The following is a 15,829-nucleotide window of genomic DNA, read 5'->3' as shown; positions in this document are numbered from 1 at the left end:
TGAACCGCTTGCCAACCGAAAGCTTATGCCATCTTTTTAGTTTCTCATCCTCCTTTTGCTGAGACGTCATATGATTGATGGCGCTGTGTATCTTTGAACTGAATGGATTGGAGTATTCCTTTGCCGGACAGGAACGCTCCCATGGCACGTCTTACTGCGTCTGCATACCTGATGGTGCAAATTGTCCGCATCTATTACGGTATAGTCAAAAATAATCTGTGTATCTTAGAGCAGGCTGTGCACACCTTTCTACACTTTATCTTCAAAGACAGGCTTTCAGGCGTTCATAAAGTTATACCCTAAAAACCTTATCAAGTTACTTAACCAGGAAACTTACTTATGCTTTTTTGTGAAAACTTACCAAAAAGTTTTACTTTAGTAACAGTATACTCCCTAAATTCTCTAAAATCAATCCCAAATCCCCACTTCAGCGTTAAGATTGTGTGAAAATTTAGCAATAAATATACAGTTTTTTAACACTTTATATATACCATGCCCTTAAAATACTTGTCAGGCGAAACTATCCTTTTAAAACATGCATCCTGCAATGTCCCTGTAATGTACCAGAATGGACAGGAACGGTCTTTCGCGGCAAGCTCCAACCCATTGAACATTTTATAGTCCCCTCCCCCGCCCGACGAAAAGCGTTCCGGTCCCTCGTCTGACATCCGGTTATCCGTCTGCCTTTCCAGTAGTAGTGAAAGTTCAAACCTATATGTTGTGAAATAACATCAAACGTTGTATAATCAGCCTATAAGCTGATTCGCTTTTACAACTATATGAAGCTCTTACTATTGCAATGGACATTACATTTGCCGGCAGATAGTTTTGTATAAAAATATATAAAAAGGGGGGACGCGGGATATAGATTGAACACATACCCGGATAAATTATGAAACAATGCCCATACTGCGGAAGCGATCTTCCGAATGACAAAGAAATATTCTGTGTCAAATGCAGCCATATAATCGACGATGATTTCCTCCTACGAAAAGAAATCAAAAAAGAACTGGAATCAATGAGTCCGACCAAAAAGAAAGCAAAGAGTAAAAAGAATCATACACAACCATCTGTATCCAACAAACGTAAAAATGACGGTTATGTTTCTGTAAAATATGATGAAAAAAAGTCATATGCCAATGTAGTTTTAATCGTCATTGTAGGGATTCTCCTTTTATATTTGTTTTTAAAATAATTATCTGAGATGCTTTGCTGTGGCGCTCAGTTGATTTTTGACACACTAAAATAAGCCCGTGAATATGCAATGCAGCTGCATATTCATGGACTTATTCAGATGTCCGAATATTTAGTTTTCTATCTTACACCCTTCCCATAATCGCCTACTCCTCTGCATCTAACAGATAAGGCGTCACCTGGTACACATAATAGTTCAGCCAGTTGGTATACAGCGTATTGGATGTATTCCGCCACGTCAGCGGCGGCGCTGAAAACGGATCGTTGTCCTCGTAATAATTATATGGGACCTCCGGATTCAATCCCTTATTCAAGTCCCTGTGGTACTCATTATTTAACGTCATCCTGTCATATTCGGGATGGCCCTGGACAAATATCTGCCTTCCGTCCCGGCTCATTACCAGGAACACCCCTGCCTCATCGGATTCCGCCAGAATGGCCAGCTCCGGATGCTTTAAGATATCCGCCTTTCTCACCTGCGTATATCTGGAGTGGGGAGCCAGGAAAAAGTCATTGAGGCTTCTCACCAGCGGAACCTTCCGGTCCAGGACCCTGTGGTTATAAATACCTGACAGTTTCTTCTCCATAGGGTATTTGGGGATACCGTAGTGGTAATAAAGCCCTGCCTGGGCCCCCCAGCATATATGTATGGTGGAGGTCACATGTGTCTTGCTCCACTCCATCATCATGGACAGCTCCGGCCAGTAATTCACTTCCTCGTACTCCAGATTCTCCACCGGAGCCCCGGTTATAATCATCCCGTCAAACTTTTTCTTCTTTATATCATCGAATGTAACATAAAATTTGTTGAGATGGCTGGCTGACGTGTTTTTTGACACATGGGTGGACAGCATCAGGAAGGTACAGTCCACCTGGAGGGGTGTATTGGACAATGCCCGCATAAGCTGGGTCTCTGTTTCTTCCTTGAGAGGCATCAGATTCAGAATCAGGATTTCCAACGGACGTATATCCTGGCTCATGGCCCTGTCCTCATCCATAATGAATATGTTTTCTTCCTCCAGAATCGCTTTTGCTGGCAGATCTCTCTGTACTTTTATAGGCATGTTCGCTCTCTCCTTTCAAATGTTGGCTGAATTCCACACGGAAACCGCACAGCGTCTGCCAAAGCCGGCAGATACTGTGCTACAACATTCGCAGGAACTCCTCCTCCGAGATTATGGGAACCCCTAATTCCTTTGCCTTTTTATTCTTGGACGAATTGGACGCTGCATCGTTATTAATCAGATACGCTGTCTTTGCTGTAACGGAGCCAGTGACCTTGCCGCCCTTGCTTTCAATCAGCTCCTGAAGTTCCTTTCGGTTTGCAAAATGCTCCACGGACCCGGTTATCACAAAGTTCATTCCCTCAAAGACTGCCTCCCCGGCTGTCTCCGGCTGTTCCTTTTCAATGTTCAGCTCCGCCAGCAGACGGTCCACCATCTGGTTGTTTCTCCCTAAAGCAAAGTAGTCCATCCAGGCCTGGGCCAGAACACCGCCGATACCATCCACTGCCACCAGTTCTTCCTCTCCGGCATGGCGCATTTTATCAAAATCATACTTGAACTCGCGGCACAGCATTTTTGCGTTAGCCAGTCCGATTCCCGCGATTCCCAGGCCGTACACCATCCTGGGAAGGGTGGTGTTGGACGCGGTCTTTATGGATGCAATGAGGTTATCGTAAGACTTCTGTCCCAGACCCTCCATCTCCACGATTGCATCCCTGTGTTCTTCCAAATGGAATATATCCGCATATTCGTGAATAAAACCTGCCTGGATGAATTTTTCCAGGGTGGCCTCAGACAAACCGTCAATGTTAAGTGCATCGCGGCTGACAAAGAGGGTAAAGCTCTTTATCTTTTTGGCCTGGCAGTCAGGATTGGTGCAGTACAGGCTCTTTACATCATTTACCTTGCGGATTTCCGTCCTGCCTCCACATACGGGACATTCCTCCGGTATATCCTTTACCCCGCTGCGTGTCAGGTTTTCCTCAATCTGAGGGATAATCATGTTGGCCTTATACACGGTTATGGTATCTCCCACTCCCAGCTCCAGCCCTTCCATGATGCTCAGATTGTGGACACTGGCCCTGCTGACCGTGGTTCCTTCTAACTCCACAGGCTCAAACACAGCCACGGGATTGATTAGTCCTGTCCTGGAAGCGCTCCACTCAATATAGGAAAGGGCGGTCTCCCTGATTTCATCCTTCCATTTAAACGCAATGGAATTGCGCGGAAACTTGGCTGTACGCCCAAGGGATTCTCCGTAAGCAATATCATCATAGGTCAGCACCAGGCCGTCAGAGGGAATGTCGTTTCCTTCCACTGCCTTTGCAAACCCTTCCACGGACGCAGGCAGGCTTGCTGCGTCCACCTCTTCATAGTGGACCACCTCAAATCCCTGGCCTTTCAGCCACTCAAACTGGGCCTTCCTGGAGTTATGGAAGTCCACCCCATCGGCCTTCACCAGGGCAAAGGCCTCAAAATGCACATTCCTCTCCGCTGTAATCTGGCTGTTAAGCTGACGGACAGAACCGCTGCACAGGTTTCTGGGATTCTTATATTTGGCATCCACATCCTCGATTCCGCTGTTAATCCGCTCAAAGTCCGAATAGGTAATGACAGCCTCTCCCCTGAGAATCAGCTGTCCCTGGTAGGAAATATTTAACGGGATATTGGCAAACACCCTGGCGTTGGGCGTAATGACCTCGCCAATCTCCCCGTTTCCCCTGGTAACCGCCTTTGCAAGAGTTCCCTCCTCATAGGTGAGCACAATGGTAAGACCATCCATCTTCCAGGACAGCAGTCCCTTCTGGTCTCCCAGCCATTCCTGCAAATCCTCCACACTCTTTGTCTTGTCCAAAGAAAGCATAGGGGAACCGTGGGTCTCCTTAGGCAGCTCGCTTAATATCTCATACCCCACCTGCTGCGATGGACTTCCTGACAAGGTGACCCCGGTCTCCTTTTCCAGGGATACCAGCTCGTCATACAGCTTGTCATATTCAAAATTGCTCATGATTTCCCGGCTTTCCTGATAATAAGCCTTTCCTGCTTCCCGCAGGATGGAAACCAGTTCCTTCATTCTCTGAATCCTGTCTTCCATTCTGTTCTCCTGATTATTGATTCTTTCTCTCCTTAAGGGACAGACTGGAGGAGTCCTTAAGAAGCCCTGTAAGCTCCTCATACTCCTCCTTGGTTATCTGGCGGTAAGCGCCCGTTCTCAAATTGCCCAGACGTATGTTCATGATGCGCACCCGCACCAGACGTTTGACCTGGCAGCCGCATGCTTCACACATCCGCCGTATCTGCCGGTTCAGGCCCTGGGTGAGGATGATGGAAAATGTATTCCGCTCCACCTTCTTCACCTTGCAGGGCCTGGTCACCTGGTCCAGCTCAGGAAGCCGGATCCCTCCCGCCATCTGTTCCAGAAAACGTTCCGTCACCGGCTTATCTATGGTGACAATATACTCTTTCTCATGAGCATTTCCGCTTCTCATGATTTTATTCACCAGATCCCCCTGGTTGGTCATGAGAAGCAGTCCCTCTGAATCCTTATCCAGCCTTCCCACAGGGTAAATCCGCTCCGGATACCCCAAAAAGTCCACAATATTCTCAGCTCTGTCCTTATCAGTGGTGGTACATACAATGCCTTTTGGCTTATTCACTGCCAAAAGCACCGGTCTGGGCCGTTGGCTCCGGTCCACCCGGACCATTTTTCCATTGCATACCACCTTCTGGCCCGGCGTTACTTTCTGCCCCATGGAGGCAGGGCGGTTGTCCACCAGCACCTTGCCGGCTTCAATGAGACGGTCCGCCTCCCGCCTGGAGCAGACTCCCATCTGGCTCAGCCATTTATTTAAACGTTCTTCCATCTTTTCCCGCTTTCTTCTGATATTTCCTCAATCCCTACCGCTTCTCAGCAGCCGGATGGGCTGCAATAAACATAGCGTCCCCAAAGGAAAAGAAACGGTAGCCTTCCTTCACAGCTTCCCGGTAGGCATCCAGTATGTGCTCCCGTCCTGCCAGCGCACTGACCAGCATCACCAGTGTGGACTGGGGCAGATGGAAATTCGTAATCAGGGCGTCCAATACCTTAAAGCGGTAGCCCGGATAAATGAATATCTCTGTCCAGCCGGTTCCGGCCTTAAGCACACCATCCTCTGTGGAAGCTGATTCAACGGTCCTGCAGCTGGTGGTGCCCACACAGATAACCCGTCCTCCGGCCGCTCTGGTGTCATTCACCTTCTTTGCCTCAGACTCCTCCACTATATAAAACTCGGAATGCATATGGTGGTCCTGGACATTCTCCACCTTTACAGGGCGGAATGTGCCGAGTCCCACATGGAGGGTCACGTGGGCAATCTTCACTCCCATTCCCTCAATCTCAGCCAAAAGCTCCTGGGTAAAATGCAGGCCCGCCGTAGGCGCCGCCGCAGACCCTTCATGCCTGGCATATACGGTCTGGTAACGGTTCTTGTCCTTCAGCTGGTGTGTAATATAAGGAGGCAGGGGCATCTGCCCCAGCTGGTCCAGGATCTCCTCAAAAATCCCCTTGTAATGGAACTGAATCAGGCGGTTCCCGTCATCCACGGTATCCACCACGGTTCCTGTCAGCAGGCCCTCACCGAATTCAATGACAGTTCCCGGCTTTGCCTTCTTTCCCGGGCGCACCAGAGTCTCCCATACATCATTTTCCCTGCGCTTCAGCAAAAGTATCTCTATTTTGGCCCCTGTATCCTTCTTCACCCCGAAGAGCCGGGCCGGTATGACCTTTGTATCGTTAATCACCAGGCAGTCCCCTGGCCGTAAGTATTCCGTGATATCTTTAAAAATTCTGTGCTGTATCTCCCCTGTTTCCCGATCCAAAACCATCAGCCTCGACGCGGAGCGGTCCTCCAGCGGGTCCTGGGCAATCAGTTCTTCCGGCAGTTCATAATCAAAGTCCTTTACATCCATGGTCAATCTTATCCTCCAAGCCTATTCTATCTTCACACTGGAACCGCCTGCCGTACCGGCACTTTCTTCTGTACCGGAACCGCCTGCTGTGCCGGAATCAGTCCCCTGGTTTTCCTGGGCGGCTGCCGGTGTTCCTTCGCTTTCCCGGGCATTTGTACCTTCCTGTCCGGCCGGGACATTCTGTATCCCTTCTCCCTGGGAATTCTGGCCCGCGTCAGCAGACGGGTCCTGGGACGGCTGAGGACCTCCGTTTTCCTGGGTCTCGCCGCCTTCCTCCTCCAGGATAACCGTGCTGTCTCCTGTCTCGGTCTCTTCCTCGGAGGAATGGACCACTGCTCCGTTCCTTAAATCCTTGTAAATTCCCGCAAGAACCGTATCGCTCTCAATGGCCTGTCTCAGCCTCTCATTGACCTGGTTGGACAGCAGCTTCACATCCTCAGACTGGTTCTGCTTCGCCACATAATCCGCCTCGTCACCCACTACATTCTCCCGGATAATGTAATTGCCGTTGTCATCCTTGACCACATAGCACCACATAAGGCCCGGCGCCAATGTCTCCACGCGTCTGAACTTCACCTCATAGGTGACATAAGCCACATAGGAATCCTCTGTAAGTCCCGGCTTGGTATAGCAGACGATATCCACATAATCCTCAATGTATACCGCCTCATTCTTCAGTTCTTCCTTTCGCGCATCCAGCCCTGTATCATCGCTCTTACCGAATATCCGGTACAGGGTCTGCGCATCCTGGTCCACCTTGGCCTGAAAATACTCGCTAATCAGCTGGTTTACCTGGGGTATCTCGTCCTTTTTCAGCTCATACTGGGAAAAATCCGTGGTGTACTGGTTGTTGTCCGGCTCCACCCCGCTATCATCCGGCGCTGCGGAGCTGTCGCTGCTTATATTGATATCCTCATCCGAGGAAAGTGACACGTCCGTTGGGGCGGATGCTTCCTTATCCGACGGTTTCCTGTCCATCACCAGTATAACTGCCACCAGCACCAGCACAATAACCAGCGGGATTGCCGCCATGCGCATATATTTTATCTTATCGTCCGCAGAACGTCTGCTGCCTGTCCTTCTTCTGTTTTGTCTCATGATTCAATCCTCCTGTCCCGACTGCGAAGCCCGGAGTATGTTAGTGTTCAAGTATCTCCGCTCTATTCTAGCAAAAAGCGGTTCAAATTGCAATCTGTACCAAAAAAATACCGCAGATAATCCAACACTGAAACAGATTATCTGCGGAATCCTCACAAGGGCATTCTGCCCCTTTTTAACCAATACAAAATGCGTCTGATAGGAATCGAACCTATTGTCCATGCACTGTTGTTGCCTGTAAATAAAGGCCGAAGCGGACCGTGAAGTCCACTCTGACCCATCTTTTGACCCATCCGGATGATATTCCGGTGGAATAATCCCCCTGAAAACCGGTATGCCAATTGACTTTATCCGTTGATTTCAGAAACTTTAAACCAGAATCCGAATACTGATGCATAAGCAATTTAGTAAAGCTCCTCACTGCCACTTATAAGGGCTGTTTGATAGAGAGCCAATACACGTATAAAATCCCTTCTTGATAAATCGCCGCGTTTATCACATAATAAATCATTGTTTACTGTCAGAATATGATTGCATCGTATGACGGAACCCTCTTTCAGTCCTGCCATCCCTGCGTCAAGCAAAACGTAATCATAGTCTGTCCTCGGTTCATGGGAAGTTACTTTAAGGAGAATGACCGTTGTATGCATATCATCAAAATCCGTTACAACCGCTGGCCTGCGCTTGGTTTTCTGAGAGTCTCCCTGAAACGGGAACTCTATATCAATAACAGTCCCCTGAATATACATGGAAACTGGAATACGCATATAGTACCCCCTATTCTACATAGTCGTCTTCATCTGCAGCCCGGTCGCCTATCAGTTTGCCGGAACTATCATAAATTCCCGTGTTCAGGCTTTTCCAGACCCTTCTTTTACTGCTAATTGGTATATCCCTCATATCGCCAAGCAGCTTTAATACCTCTGCATCAGACATTTGGCTGATTGTTTCTGCTGTCACCTGCTTCATTATCATACCTCCACCATCTATCTGGTATCTAAATAAAAATGTTGTTAACATACTGCTTCTGACTATATTATACATTAAAACCATCGGCTTTACAACGCTACTTTAAATACGCTCAACAGACTGGGCGGACTGCATCAGCTGTGTATGGAGGACATGGATGTATTTTCCATATGTAGTATTAATATCTGAATGTCCCAGCAGTTTGCTTACTACGCTGACATCCACGCCCCTTTTGAGTAGTCTTGAAGCGTATGTATGTCTTAGCGAATGGATTGTATAATCTTTCTCCGCTCCAATTATACCCATGACACTTTTAAATGTGCGAAGCAAATTCCTTTCGCTCACATACCCTCCGTCCTTTGTACATACTACATAGTTACTCTGGATACCCATCCGCTGGTTGTATTCCTTTATCTGTTTTAGGAGGGAAACTGCCATGTCATTAAGTGGGGTAAGCCGCTCTCCGGCCTTTGTCTTAGTGGGTTCTGGAAAGGTCGTTTTATGCCGGCTGATTGATTCCCCCGCGTCATTACGGGTTTTAGCCTTTGCCAGAGTTTTATTAATGCGGGCTGTCCTTTTCTTGAAATCAATGTCGGTCCATTCCAAAGCCAGAAGTTCCCCAACACGCCATCCTGTATTCAGCATCAGCAGAAGCGCCGGCATCTGTTTAAAGAATTGATTCCGGCTCTTTTTTATCTTCTCATTAAACGCATACATTGCCTCCGTCTCCTCCTCTAACAGAATTTCTGCCGGTTTCGTTTTTACAGTCATATTGCGTTCTATCGGCAGCGCCACGGCTTCACATGGATTAAAATCCAGTTCTCCAGTTTTATATGCGTGACTAAACACATTTTTCACAAATTCATGATGCTTTTTTACGGTTGAATATGCTTTCGTTCTGGCTAAATCATTAATCATTTCCTGAATGTCATCCGTACTAATGTTCCCCATCTGAATCCATCCTAAATATTCACATACTTTATTATATGTTTGCTCCAAACGGTCGTAGGACACAGGTTTCAATACTGGGTATTTATATAGCCGCATCCAATGCAAAGCATAATCCCTAAAATTTATATTGGCAGCTGGTGTTCGGTTCTTCTTCTGCTCTGTTGCAATCTCTTTCAGCTTCTCCTTTAATTCCTTTGATGTTCTTCCGTATATGGATTTATATGTTTTCTTACCATTTGAATCCGTGCCGGTATAGAGCCTTACTTCATACCGTCCATCGCTCCTCTGCCTTATTGTATAAGGTGAGCTCACTCTTCTGGTTGCTACCATATCTAATTCCTCCTGGATTAAATATTATTACAGCTTGATTTTTTTACCTGCATTCCGCTTCATCCACTTATCTAACTCTTCTGCCGAAATGACGTAATCATTGTTTATTTGGATGACCGGCAAAATACCGGATTCCAGTAGGCGCCGGGTTTTGTCCCGACCGTAGCCAAACATAACCCCTATTTCTTTCTTGTGCAGAAGCTTCTTACTGCTGTTTCTGTTCAACTCTTCCATGTTAATATCTCCCTTCTTTTATTCGCTTACACTTTTAAGAAGTACTTTTCGTTGACTAAAAGCCCTTCGCATGGACATAACTTCTGTATTCTCAACTCCAGATAACATACCCTCCTTTGCATCCTCTATCATGCAGTCTAAGACATGTGCAAAAGCCGAATGCCCTAAATTACACTGAACAACCATATCTCGTTTGTATTCAACCGTTCTTCTTCTCTGATTACGTGGAAGATTATGATTGCAATAATCAGAAAAATATTCTCCAATTTCCTCTTCATCCTTTGGAGCGATACATGGATAATATTTGGCATAGCGATATTGTTTTTCATCTCTAAGTGAGCAAGCAATCAAGCCACATCTAGCCATTGCCCCCAGGCTTACTTTATCTAAAAAATGCTCTGGTATTACTCCCTGTTTTATTTTGTTATCCACAACATACAACATCTTATCCAACAGCTTATCCCTGCCTATTACCAGAATTCCCCTTATATCTGCTGACTGTTCACAACTTTTTGTGGACCAAGAGCGTTCAATATCATCTATATATAAGAAATCATCCTCTTCCCATAAGCAAAACTCTTGCTGCTGCCATACACACCCATCACATACTAAAAGGCTTTCCCTTCTGTATTTCGCATGACGTATCCGGGAAGTTTGAACCACTTCTGTCATAGCTTGAACAAGCAATGCCTCAAGTCCTCCGAGCAGTAAAGATGTATCCTCTACTATTTTTTGTATGCTATACTCTCCTTTTCTTTGAAATTCCACCTTTAACCCTTCGTTATTAAAACCCGTATCAGTTATATATTTCATCCAAATATAATGCATGAATCTCATCATATTATCATTGGCTTTAAGCCTAGCTCCATTTGGAACATTCGCATATATGGATTCCTCATCCTGCCCTCTATGATAATGCTTTTTCCATTTATCAAGGACATCCTGGTCTTCCATTTCCATACAGAGCCAGCATATAAAGTCTCCTATTATTCCCGGCAACAGCCTGCTATTTCTCTGGAATTTTCGCAAAGACTCCGAATTCCCCTTATCTTCAAGGAAACCCGATACATCTTTATATAGTAACCTTGCATTTTGAGATTCTGTAGTCTCCATATATTCTCCGGTTATAACCGCACATGTATCCACGCTGGTATCCTTCTGCCCATAGTTTTCTGTAAGGCATCCCTGAAATACTCCTCTTAACACAGCGTCAACCGCTATCCTGCAATGGTCACGTTGCCCTTGGACCTTTTCCTGTTTCACATCATCCAGGATAACAGGCATTCCTTTTGAACATGACAAGGTTTCCAGAATGTAACGTTTACTGGTTGTCGCATACATCAATTCCTTATTTCCAAATTCATTGACCTCTGTAAAAACTGCTAATGCCTCTGCCAGTTCCGTCTTTCCAGAGCCAGAGTTTCCATACAGCCATACTGTAATTCCGAGTTCAATTCCCTGTTTTCTTAAGGGTAGCCGTACCACACTCATCAACGTTATTAGAAACAATGGATAGTATATTTCTATGTTTTGCTTTAATAGACATATGAATTCCTCTATTTGAGTTCCCCTTTCCTCCTGCTCCATAATCACTTTACCCAAGAAATTATAACGCTGTATTCCAGAGTGTTCTTTAAAGCCAAAACCCCTTTTGCTTATTGAACCATTTGACAGGAGAAATATCCATTCACAATTTCGCTCCACAAACCCTACCCTATCATAAATGACTTCGATTGGAGCAATTCCCTGTAACTGTGTCTTTATTGCAGTTATTAACATTCCTGTAAACTTCTTTTTGTTTTTACACCAAACTGCAAAGGGTATCTTATAAATCCACCTTACGCTATTCATATCTGCTGCTGATACATCCATTACTACCTTTTGTTTCGTTGTTGTAATAATCCGTATTTTATAGTAACTATTCGGGATACCGTTTTCCCAACGAACGAGATGTCCAAGAAATTCTACTGTAAAATCAGTAACTGGCTCTCCGTCACAATAATAAGTTTCATCGATAATCTCCAAGTTCTTAATTGATAGCACCATAATTAATGCCTCCTACTCCTACTGTTTTAAAATGTTAGGTTCCATCGAACTTACTACCGGCCAGTACTTCGTTCTAATTATTATTATAATCGAATTGCACACCAATTAAAAAGATAGTAAAATGATTCTCATTTGACGTTTTTAGGCTTATAAAATGACTATATCTACACAAATGAGACCTAAATTATATAAATTAAACTTTCTATTAACAATATCTTAATTAAAAATAACCGTTCCCACTATCGGAATCGGTTATTTTTAGTTACCTCTATCTTGATACCATTAACTTTTCGGAACTCTCCTTCTCACGGTAATACATTGCCTTTGTCTGCATGCACAGTGCTTTGGATGGTATGCATTTTTCCCATTGTCTATATTCTTCAAACAGTTCAGCATTAGCAATTTTATAAATTGACTCAAACTCAACTCTATCACACTCTTTTACTTGATATTGAAATTTAACCATATCACAGAACCTCAGATACCGTACCGTGTTAATGAGATAATCCGTCATATTTTCCCAATTTTGCAGTTCTGATAGAAAATCATATAAAAGACACTCCCTGTCACAAACCTCCAGTTCCCTTATTTTCTTAAAAATATTATCTAACTCCTTTTCTATCCTTCTCTGCGAAAGTCCCCTTTGGCCTGTTTTCCTTATCTCGTAACAGAATCTTGCATCCTCTAATAAATTCCTTGGAGTTAAACAAGTCCTGTCCTCATAGTCATCTATTTCTTCTAAATCTGACAAAATACAGCTTAATGGCAATTTAGGCTTGGATCTTTTGTATTTATATTCACAATGCATCATTATTTTATCTGCACAGCGCATAGATAGCATATTATCAACTATTTCCTGGTACTCAAAGATAATTTTCGTTATTTCTGGTTTAATAGCTTCTTTTATCTCATCTTTATCTATCACACATAGGTTTATGTCATTATAAATCCGTTGTATGCCTGGATCCAATTTTCCTTGCCAGAGTAAATCTTCTATATAATATACAGCAAGTTGATAAAGATCCTCTTTCAATTCCCTGTATTTCATCAGTGTTTCTAAACCCTTATCCATCTGTAACTGCTCACTAAAAATAACACCTCCAAGCCTTTGTACTAAATCATATATAATAAAAATATCTGGTTTTTTTGTAAACCTCTCACACAGCCAAAATAATCTACAAATATCTTTAAGTTCTGATTTGTAGTCAAAGAATATCTGAAAATCCAGAGTCTGCTCTAATTCTTCCAATTCTTTGTAAAAACAGTCTTTTCGCTTATTCCGATCCTTCATAAAATATTCTGCAGCCCTATTATTCTTTAAAATAAAGTCATATCGATATTTCCGAACTAAGTAATATCCTTTTCCTCTCGTTCCACCAAGTATTTCTGGCAACTTAGTCATGTCTTGACCCTCATTGTTATCTTTACCTTTACAGCTTTTCGATAATATCTTTACAGCTTTACTCAGATTTTTTGTAAGGGTAGCATACTTTTTTCCCTCCTTGGGAGAAATAGGCCCATATAAATTTTCGTATTCACTAACAATTTCTTCGGAATTCCATATCAAATTTTTTTTATCCGCGTTGTTTAGTTCCTCTATCATTTCGCTTATCTTCCTTTTATCTTTTTTTCTATATCAAAGTACCCTGGATTATAAAAATCCAAAAACACCATGATTTATAACTTTTATCCGCAAACATCCATCTCCCTATCACCTTCCATCCTAAAAACCTATTCTCCACCTGAAAGGGAAGGATTTCTGTTCTGTCCATGACACCCCTCCCTCTCTTTTTAGAATATCAAATTTTCATAGTCACACCTTGCATCCATCCGTATTAAGCATGTCCCATAATAACCGTGCCCCCCCCCCCTGTTGCTTTAATTAGAGCAAATATCTCAGGACATTTATTTCTTAATTTATAATTATAATGTAATTCCGATATGTATTCAAGCAATGATAGTTATCCTATTACAAATCCGCTCATACCTGTATATATTCTCAGAAAGAACGTCTTCCATCGGAACCTCTGTAGCATTAATACATTTCACAAGCTCCGTAAGTGCCTTGCAATCTATATCCCCAGTATCTTCCAATAGCAGCACCTCATGCACACTGGACGGCAAAATAATGATGTCCTTCCCTCTCTGCTCCGCAAACTTCTCTAGCACTCCTGAATAGAGCATGCAGGCGGCCCCATTGATACCTCTGGACGTTGTCAACACATAAAAGGGGGCATCTTCCTCACCCCTATCCTCGTCTGGTTCCTCCCCAAATGCACATTTCAGATCCTCTATGATTTGCGTTATACTATTAATTTGAGCCGGCATTACACGCTGCATATTCTGCAGCGCAATCCTGTATAGCATCTGCGTGTCAACTCCCCATAAGGCAAGATGTTCATTCTGAATCTGGGCCGTCATCATACTTCCACTGTCTTCATCCATATATAAATAAAATACAATGGAAAGGTCAAGATATGGTATATTTGGAACCTGGTTCAAACGTTGTTCATTGTTCTTCGTGTGAATCAGCTTCAACATGACCCTGTCCCTGGCCTTTCCGAAGTCATAAAGGTGCTCCGCCGATTTCAAGACTGTGTCAGACAGGTCCCCATTATAACGAAAACAGTTCACAATCTTCCTTGCAGTAAGTTCTACCTCTGTTTCTGTATCCGCTCTTTCAGCGTAATAGTCATCCAAATAGATGACCGGGCTCACCTTCTCCCCGGCCCTGCATATACTTATACCTGTCAGAATGATTCCATTGTTTTTCGGTACTCGCCTGAGCTCTATATCATATCCATCACCCAGAATCTCCTTGACACATTCTACAACCTCATCTGCAAATAGTTCCAATGATACATTTAACATAATTCCGTTCCTCCATTTTCGTAATCAATTAACATCCCTCTAATATCTTCAACAACAGGGTCCCGGCCAACCGGACCGCCTCCTCAACCTGTTCCGATTCCGCCTCTCCCGTACAGCACCAGTTTGCAAAATGTTCACAGTTGTTTGACACCAAATCATATCGGTCTTCTCCCAAACGGCTGAATGCCCTCTTCCTTATTTCTTCCCCTGTATAAGGCGAATCGAAATGGGGGACCTCCTCCATAATCTCTCCCCTCGCAAACTTCTCCACTGTATCCACTGTGATGCCATCAAATGCATAATGGATTACAAGACCTTCCCCTATATAAATGCCATGATGCTCATATAGCAGCCGGCCCGCCTTTAAATGGCATCCTACCTTAAATTTCTTATGCTCCATATTGCTTTAAACCTTTCCTGCCTGATTTCATTGGATAAAAAGAAAGCCACAATCCGTTTCCGAATCATGGCTTACCCTCCATCCTATCTCATTATACGCTTAATATTATCCTGGCAATCCTTACACCATCCTCTGTTCTCCACTTATCACCTGATATGCAGATGGTCCGTCATACATCACAGGCCATATCTAGTCCCGTTCCAATAACCATCCTGCATCACGCTTATCCCAGAGGATTCGGCGTACCTCCATAACATCATCTATAACCACATAATAGATAATGAAATTCCCCACATAAATTCTGTAATATGGGTGTTTTCTTGCCCCGGTGCCTTGATACGGCTCAAAGGATACCGGAAATTCCAGACGTTTCCAGATTGCCGCCTCCACACGCTCCAGAAAATGATATGCTGCATCCGGGTTCTGGAGTGTAATGTAATCTACAATCTCCTCCATATCAGAGACAAACAGCGGGAGATACCGCAGCTTATAGTGCTTCTGCTCCATGTATCCTCCCCTTCAATCCGCTAAAAACTTCCTCGTGGGTGAGACGGATATCCGTTTCTTCCGCCTGTTTGTCCGCTTCATCCAGCTTCATTCCCACATCACCGGTAATCCTGGAATATTCCTCCAGGCTCAGTACCACCATGGCCCCGTAACCGTTCTTCGTTAAGTATACTGGCTGGTTTTCCTTTACAAGAGTCTCTATTTCAGGAAACTTGTTTCTTAAATCTGATACAGGTCTGATTTGAATCATGATATCGCCCCTCTCTTAATTATATCA

Annotated in this window: 15 protein-coding genes; all 15 read right to left on the bottom strand. The window is 44.2% G+C overall.

Annotation, left to right across the window (positions count from 1 at the left end; genetic code table 11):
• Positions 1 to 1,340: 1,340 nt before the first annotated feature.
• Positions 1,341 to 2,258 (bottom strand): homoserine O-acetyltransferase MetA, encoded by a 918-nt coding sequence (gene metA, locus CGC65_RS11455; RefSeq protein WP_002567008.1) that lies wholly within the window; start codon positions 2,256 to 2,258, stop codon positions 1,341 to 1,343.
• Positions 2,259 to 2,337: 79 nt separating this feature from the next.
• Entirely contained in the window at positions 2,338 to 4,293 is a 1,956-nt protein-coding gene (gene ligA, locus CGC65_RS11450) for an NAD-dependent DNA ligase LigA (protein WP_002567007.1), read from the bottom strand.
• 13 nt (positions 4,294 to 4,306) lie between these two features.
• The gene (locus tag CGC65_RS11445) at positions 4,307 to 5,062 is read right to left on the bottom strand and encodes a pseudouridine synthase (RefSeq protein ID WP_002567006.1); all 756 of its coding nucleotides are present in this window, start codon (positions 5,060 to 5,062) and stop codon (positions 4,307 to 4,309) included.
• Positions 5,063 to 5,096: 34 nt separating this feature from the next.
• The gene (gene queA, locus CGC65_RS11440) at positions 5,097 to 6,146 is read right to left on the bottom strand and encodes a tRNA preQ1(34) S-adenosylmethionine ribosyltransferase-isomerase QueA (protein ID WP_002567005.1); all 1,050 of its coding nucleotides are present in this window, start codon (positions 6,144 to 6,146) and stop codon (positions 5,097 to 5,099) included.
• Positions 6,147 to 6,167: 21 nt separating this feature from the next.
• Positions 6,168 to 7,244 carry a hypothetical protein gene (locus CGC65_RS11435; RefSeq protein ID WP_007035944.1) on the bottom strand — a complete coding sequence of 359 codons (1,077 nt, stop codon included), beginning with the start codon at positions 7,242 to 7,244 and terminating at the stop codon, positions 6,168 to 6,170.
• A gap of 404 nt (positions 7,245 to 7,648) precedes the next feature.
• On the bottom strand, positions 7,649 to 8,011 hold the full coding sequence (locus CGC65_RS11420) for a type II toxin-antitoxin system PemK/MazF family toxin (RefSeq protein ID WP_002567003.1): 363 nt from the start codon (positions 8,009 to 8,011) through the stop codon (positions 7,649 to 7,651).
• A 10-nt stretch (positions 8,012 to 8,021) separates the two neighbouring features.
• Positions 8,022 to 8,213: a hypothetical protein gene (locus CGC65_RS11415; RefSeq protein WP_002567002.1), complete on the bottom strand. Its 192-nt coding sequence runs from the start codon at positions 8,211 to 8,213 to the stop codon at positions 8,022 to 8,024.
• A 102-nt stretch (positions 8,214 to 8,315) separates the two neighbouring features.
• Positions 8,316 to 9,494, bottom strand: coding sequence for a tyrosine-type recombinase/integrase (locus CGC65_RS11410; RefSeq protein WP_002567001.1), 1,179 nt, complete (start codon positions 9,492 to 9,494; stop codon positions 8,316 to 8,318).
• A 27-nt stretch (positions 9,495 to 9,521) separates the two neighbouring features.
• On the bottom strand, positions 9,522 to 9,728 hold the full coding sequence (locus CGC65_RS11405; protein WP_002567000.1) for a helix-turn-helix domain-containing protein: 207 nt from the start codon (positions 9,726 to 9,728) through the stop codon (positions 9,522 to 9,524).
• Between the two features lie 18 nt (positions 9,729 to 9,746).
• On the bottom strand, positions 9,747 to 11,774 hold the full coding sequence (locus CGC65_RS11400; RefSeq protein WP_002566999.1) for a hypothetical protein: 2,028 nt from the start codon (positions 11,772 to 11,774) through the stop codon (positions 9,747 to 9,749).
• 268 nt (positions 11,775 to 12,042) lie between these two features.
• Positions 12,043 to 13,377, bottom strand: a complete 1,335-nt coding sequence (locus CGC65_RS11395; protein ID WP_002566998.1) for a hypothetical protein — start codon at positions 13,375 to 13,377, stop codon at positions 12,043 to 12,045.
• A gap of 344 nt (positions 13,378 to 13,721) precedes the next feature.
• Complete coding sequence (locus tag CGC65_RS11390; RefSeq protein ID WP_002566996.1) at positions 13,722 to 14,645, bottom strand: DUF5688 family protein; 924 nt, start codon at positions 14,643 to 14,645, stop codon at positions 13,722 to 13,724.
• A gap of 28 nt (positions 14,646 to 14,673) precedes the next feature.
• The gene (locus CGC65_RS11385; RefSeq protein ID WP_002566995.1) at positions 14,674 to 15,045 is read right to left on the bottom strand and encodes a lecithin retinol acyltransferase family protein; all 372 of its coding nucleotides are present in this window, start codon (positions 15,043 to 15,045) and stop codon (positions 14,674 to 14,676) included.
• A 189-nt stretch (positions 15,046 to 15,234) separates the two neighbouring features.
• On the bottom strand, positions 15,235 to 15,552 hold the full coding sequence (locus tag CGC65_RS11380; RefSeq protein WP_002566994.1) for a type II toxin-antitoxin system RelE/ParE family toxin: 318 nt from the start codon (positions 15,550 to 15,552) through the stop codon (positions 15,235 to 15,237).
• Positions 15,533 to 15,802, bottom strand: a complete 270-nt coding sequence (locus CGC65_RS11375) for a type II toxin-antitoxin system Phd/YefM family antitoxin (RefSeq protein ID WP_002566993.1) — start codon at positions 15,800 to 15,802, stop codon at positions 15,533 to 15,535. Before CGC65_RS11375 ends, CGC65_RS11380 begins: the two co-directional genes overlap by 20 nt.
• Positions 15,803 to 15,829: the final 27 nt, after the last annotated feature.

This window comes from Enterocloster bolteae, assembly GCF_002234575.2.
Lineage (GTDB): Bacteria > Bacillota > Clostridia > Lachnospirales > Lachnospiraceae > Enterocloster > Enterocloster bolteae.
Note: the sequence above shows the minus strand (reverse complement) of the source record. Positions and strands in the feature narration are given on the sequence as shown.

Excerpts from the sequence above, each read along its gene's own strand:
- CGC65_RS11395 (WP_002566998.1), bottom strand. The coding sequence starts at position 13,377 with ATGATAGAGGAACTAAACAACGCGGATAAAAAAAATTTGATATGGAAT.
- CGC65_RS11445 (WP_002567006.1), bottom strand. The coding sequence starts at position 5,062 with ATGGAAGAACGTTTAAATAAATGGCTGAGCCAGATGGGAGTCTGCTCC.
- CGC65_RS11385 (WP_002566995.1), bottom strand. The coding sequence starts at position 15,045 with ATGGAGCATAAGAAATTTAAGGTAGGATGCCATTTAAAGGCGGGCCGG.
- CGC65_RS11390 (WP_002566996.1), bottom strand. The coding sequence starts at position 14,645 with ATGTTAAATGTATCATTGGAACTATTTGCAGATGAGGTTGTAGAATGT.
- CGC65_RS11415 (WP_002567002.1), bottom strand. The coding sequence starts at position 8,213 with ATGAAGCAGGTGACAGCAGAAACAATCAGCCAAATGTCTGATGCAGAG.
- CGC65_RS11400 (WP_002566999.1), bottom strand. The coding sequence starts at position 11,774 with ATGGTGCTATCAATTAAGAACTTGGAGATTATCGATGAAACTTATTAT.
- metA (WP_002567008.1), bottom strand. The coding sequence starts at position 2,258 with ATGCCTATAAAAGTACAGAGAGATCTGCCAGCAAAAGCGATTCTGGAG.
- ligA (WP_002567007.1), bottom strand. The coding sequence starts at position 4,293 with ATGGAAGACAGGATTCAGAGAATGAAGGAACTGGTTTCCATCCTGCGG.
- CGC65_RS11375 (WP_002566993.1), bottom strand. The coding sequence starts at position 15,802 with ATGATTCAAATCAGACCTGTATCAGATTTAAGAAACAAGTTTCCTGAA.
- CGC65_RS11410 (WP_002567001.1), bottom strand. The coding sequence starts at position 9,494 with ATGGTAGCAACCAGAAGAGTGAGCTCACCTTATACAATAAGGCAGAGG.
- queA (WP_002567005.1), bottom strand. The coding sequence starts at position 6,146 with ATGGATGTAAAGGACTTTGATTATGAACTGCCGGAAGAACTGATTGCC.
- CGC65_RS11435 (WP_007035944.1), bottom strand. The coding sequence starts at position 7,244 with ATGAGACAAAACAGAAGAAGGACAGGCAGCAGACGTTCTGCGGACGAT.
- CGC65_RS11405 (WP_002567000.1), bottom strand. The coding sequence starts at position 9,728 with ATGGAAGAGTTGAACAGAAACAGCAGTAAGAAGCTTCTGCACAAGAAA.
- CGC65_RS11380 (WP_002566994.1), bottom strand. The coding sequence starts at position 15,552 with ATGGAGCAGAAGCACTATAAGCTGCGGTATCTCCCGCTGTTTGTCTCT.
- CGC65_RS11420 (WP_002567003.1), bottom strand. The coding sequence starts at position 8,011 with ATGCGTATTCCAGTTTCCATGTATATTCAGGGGACTGTTATTGATATA.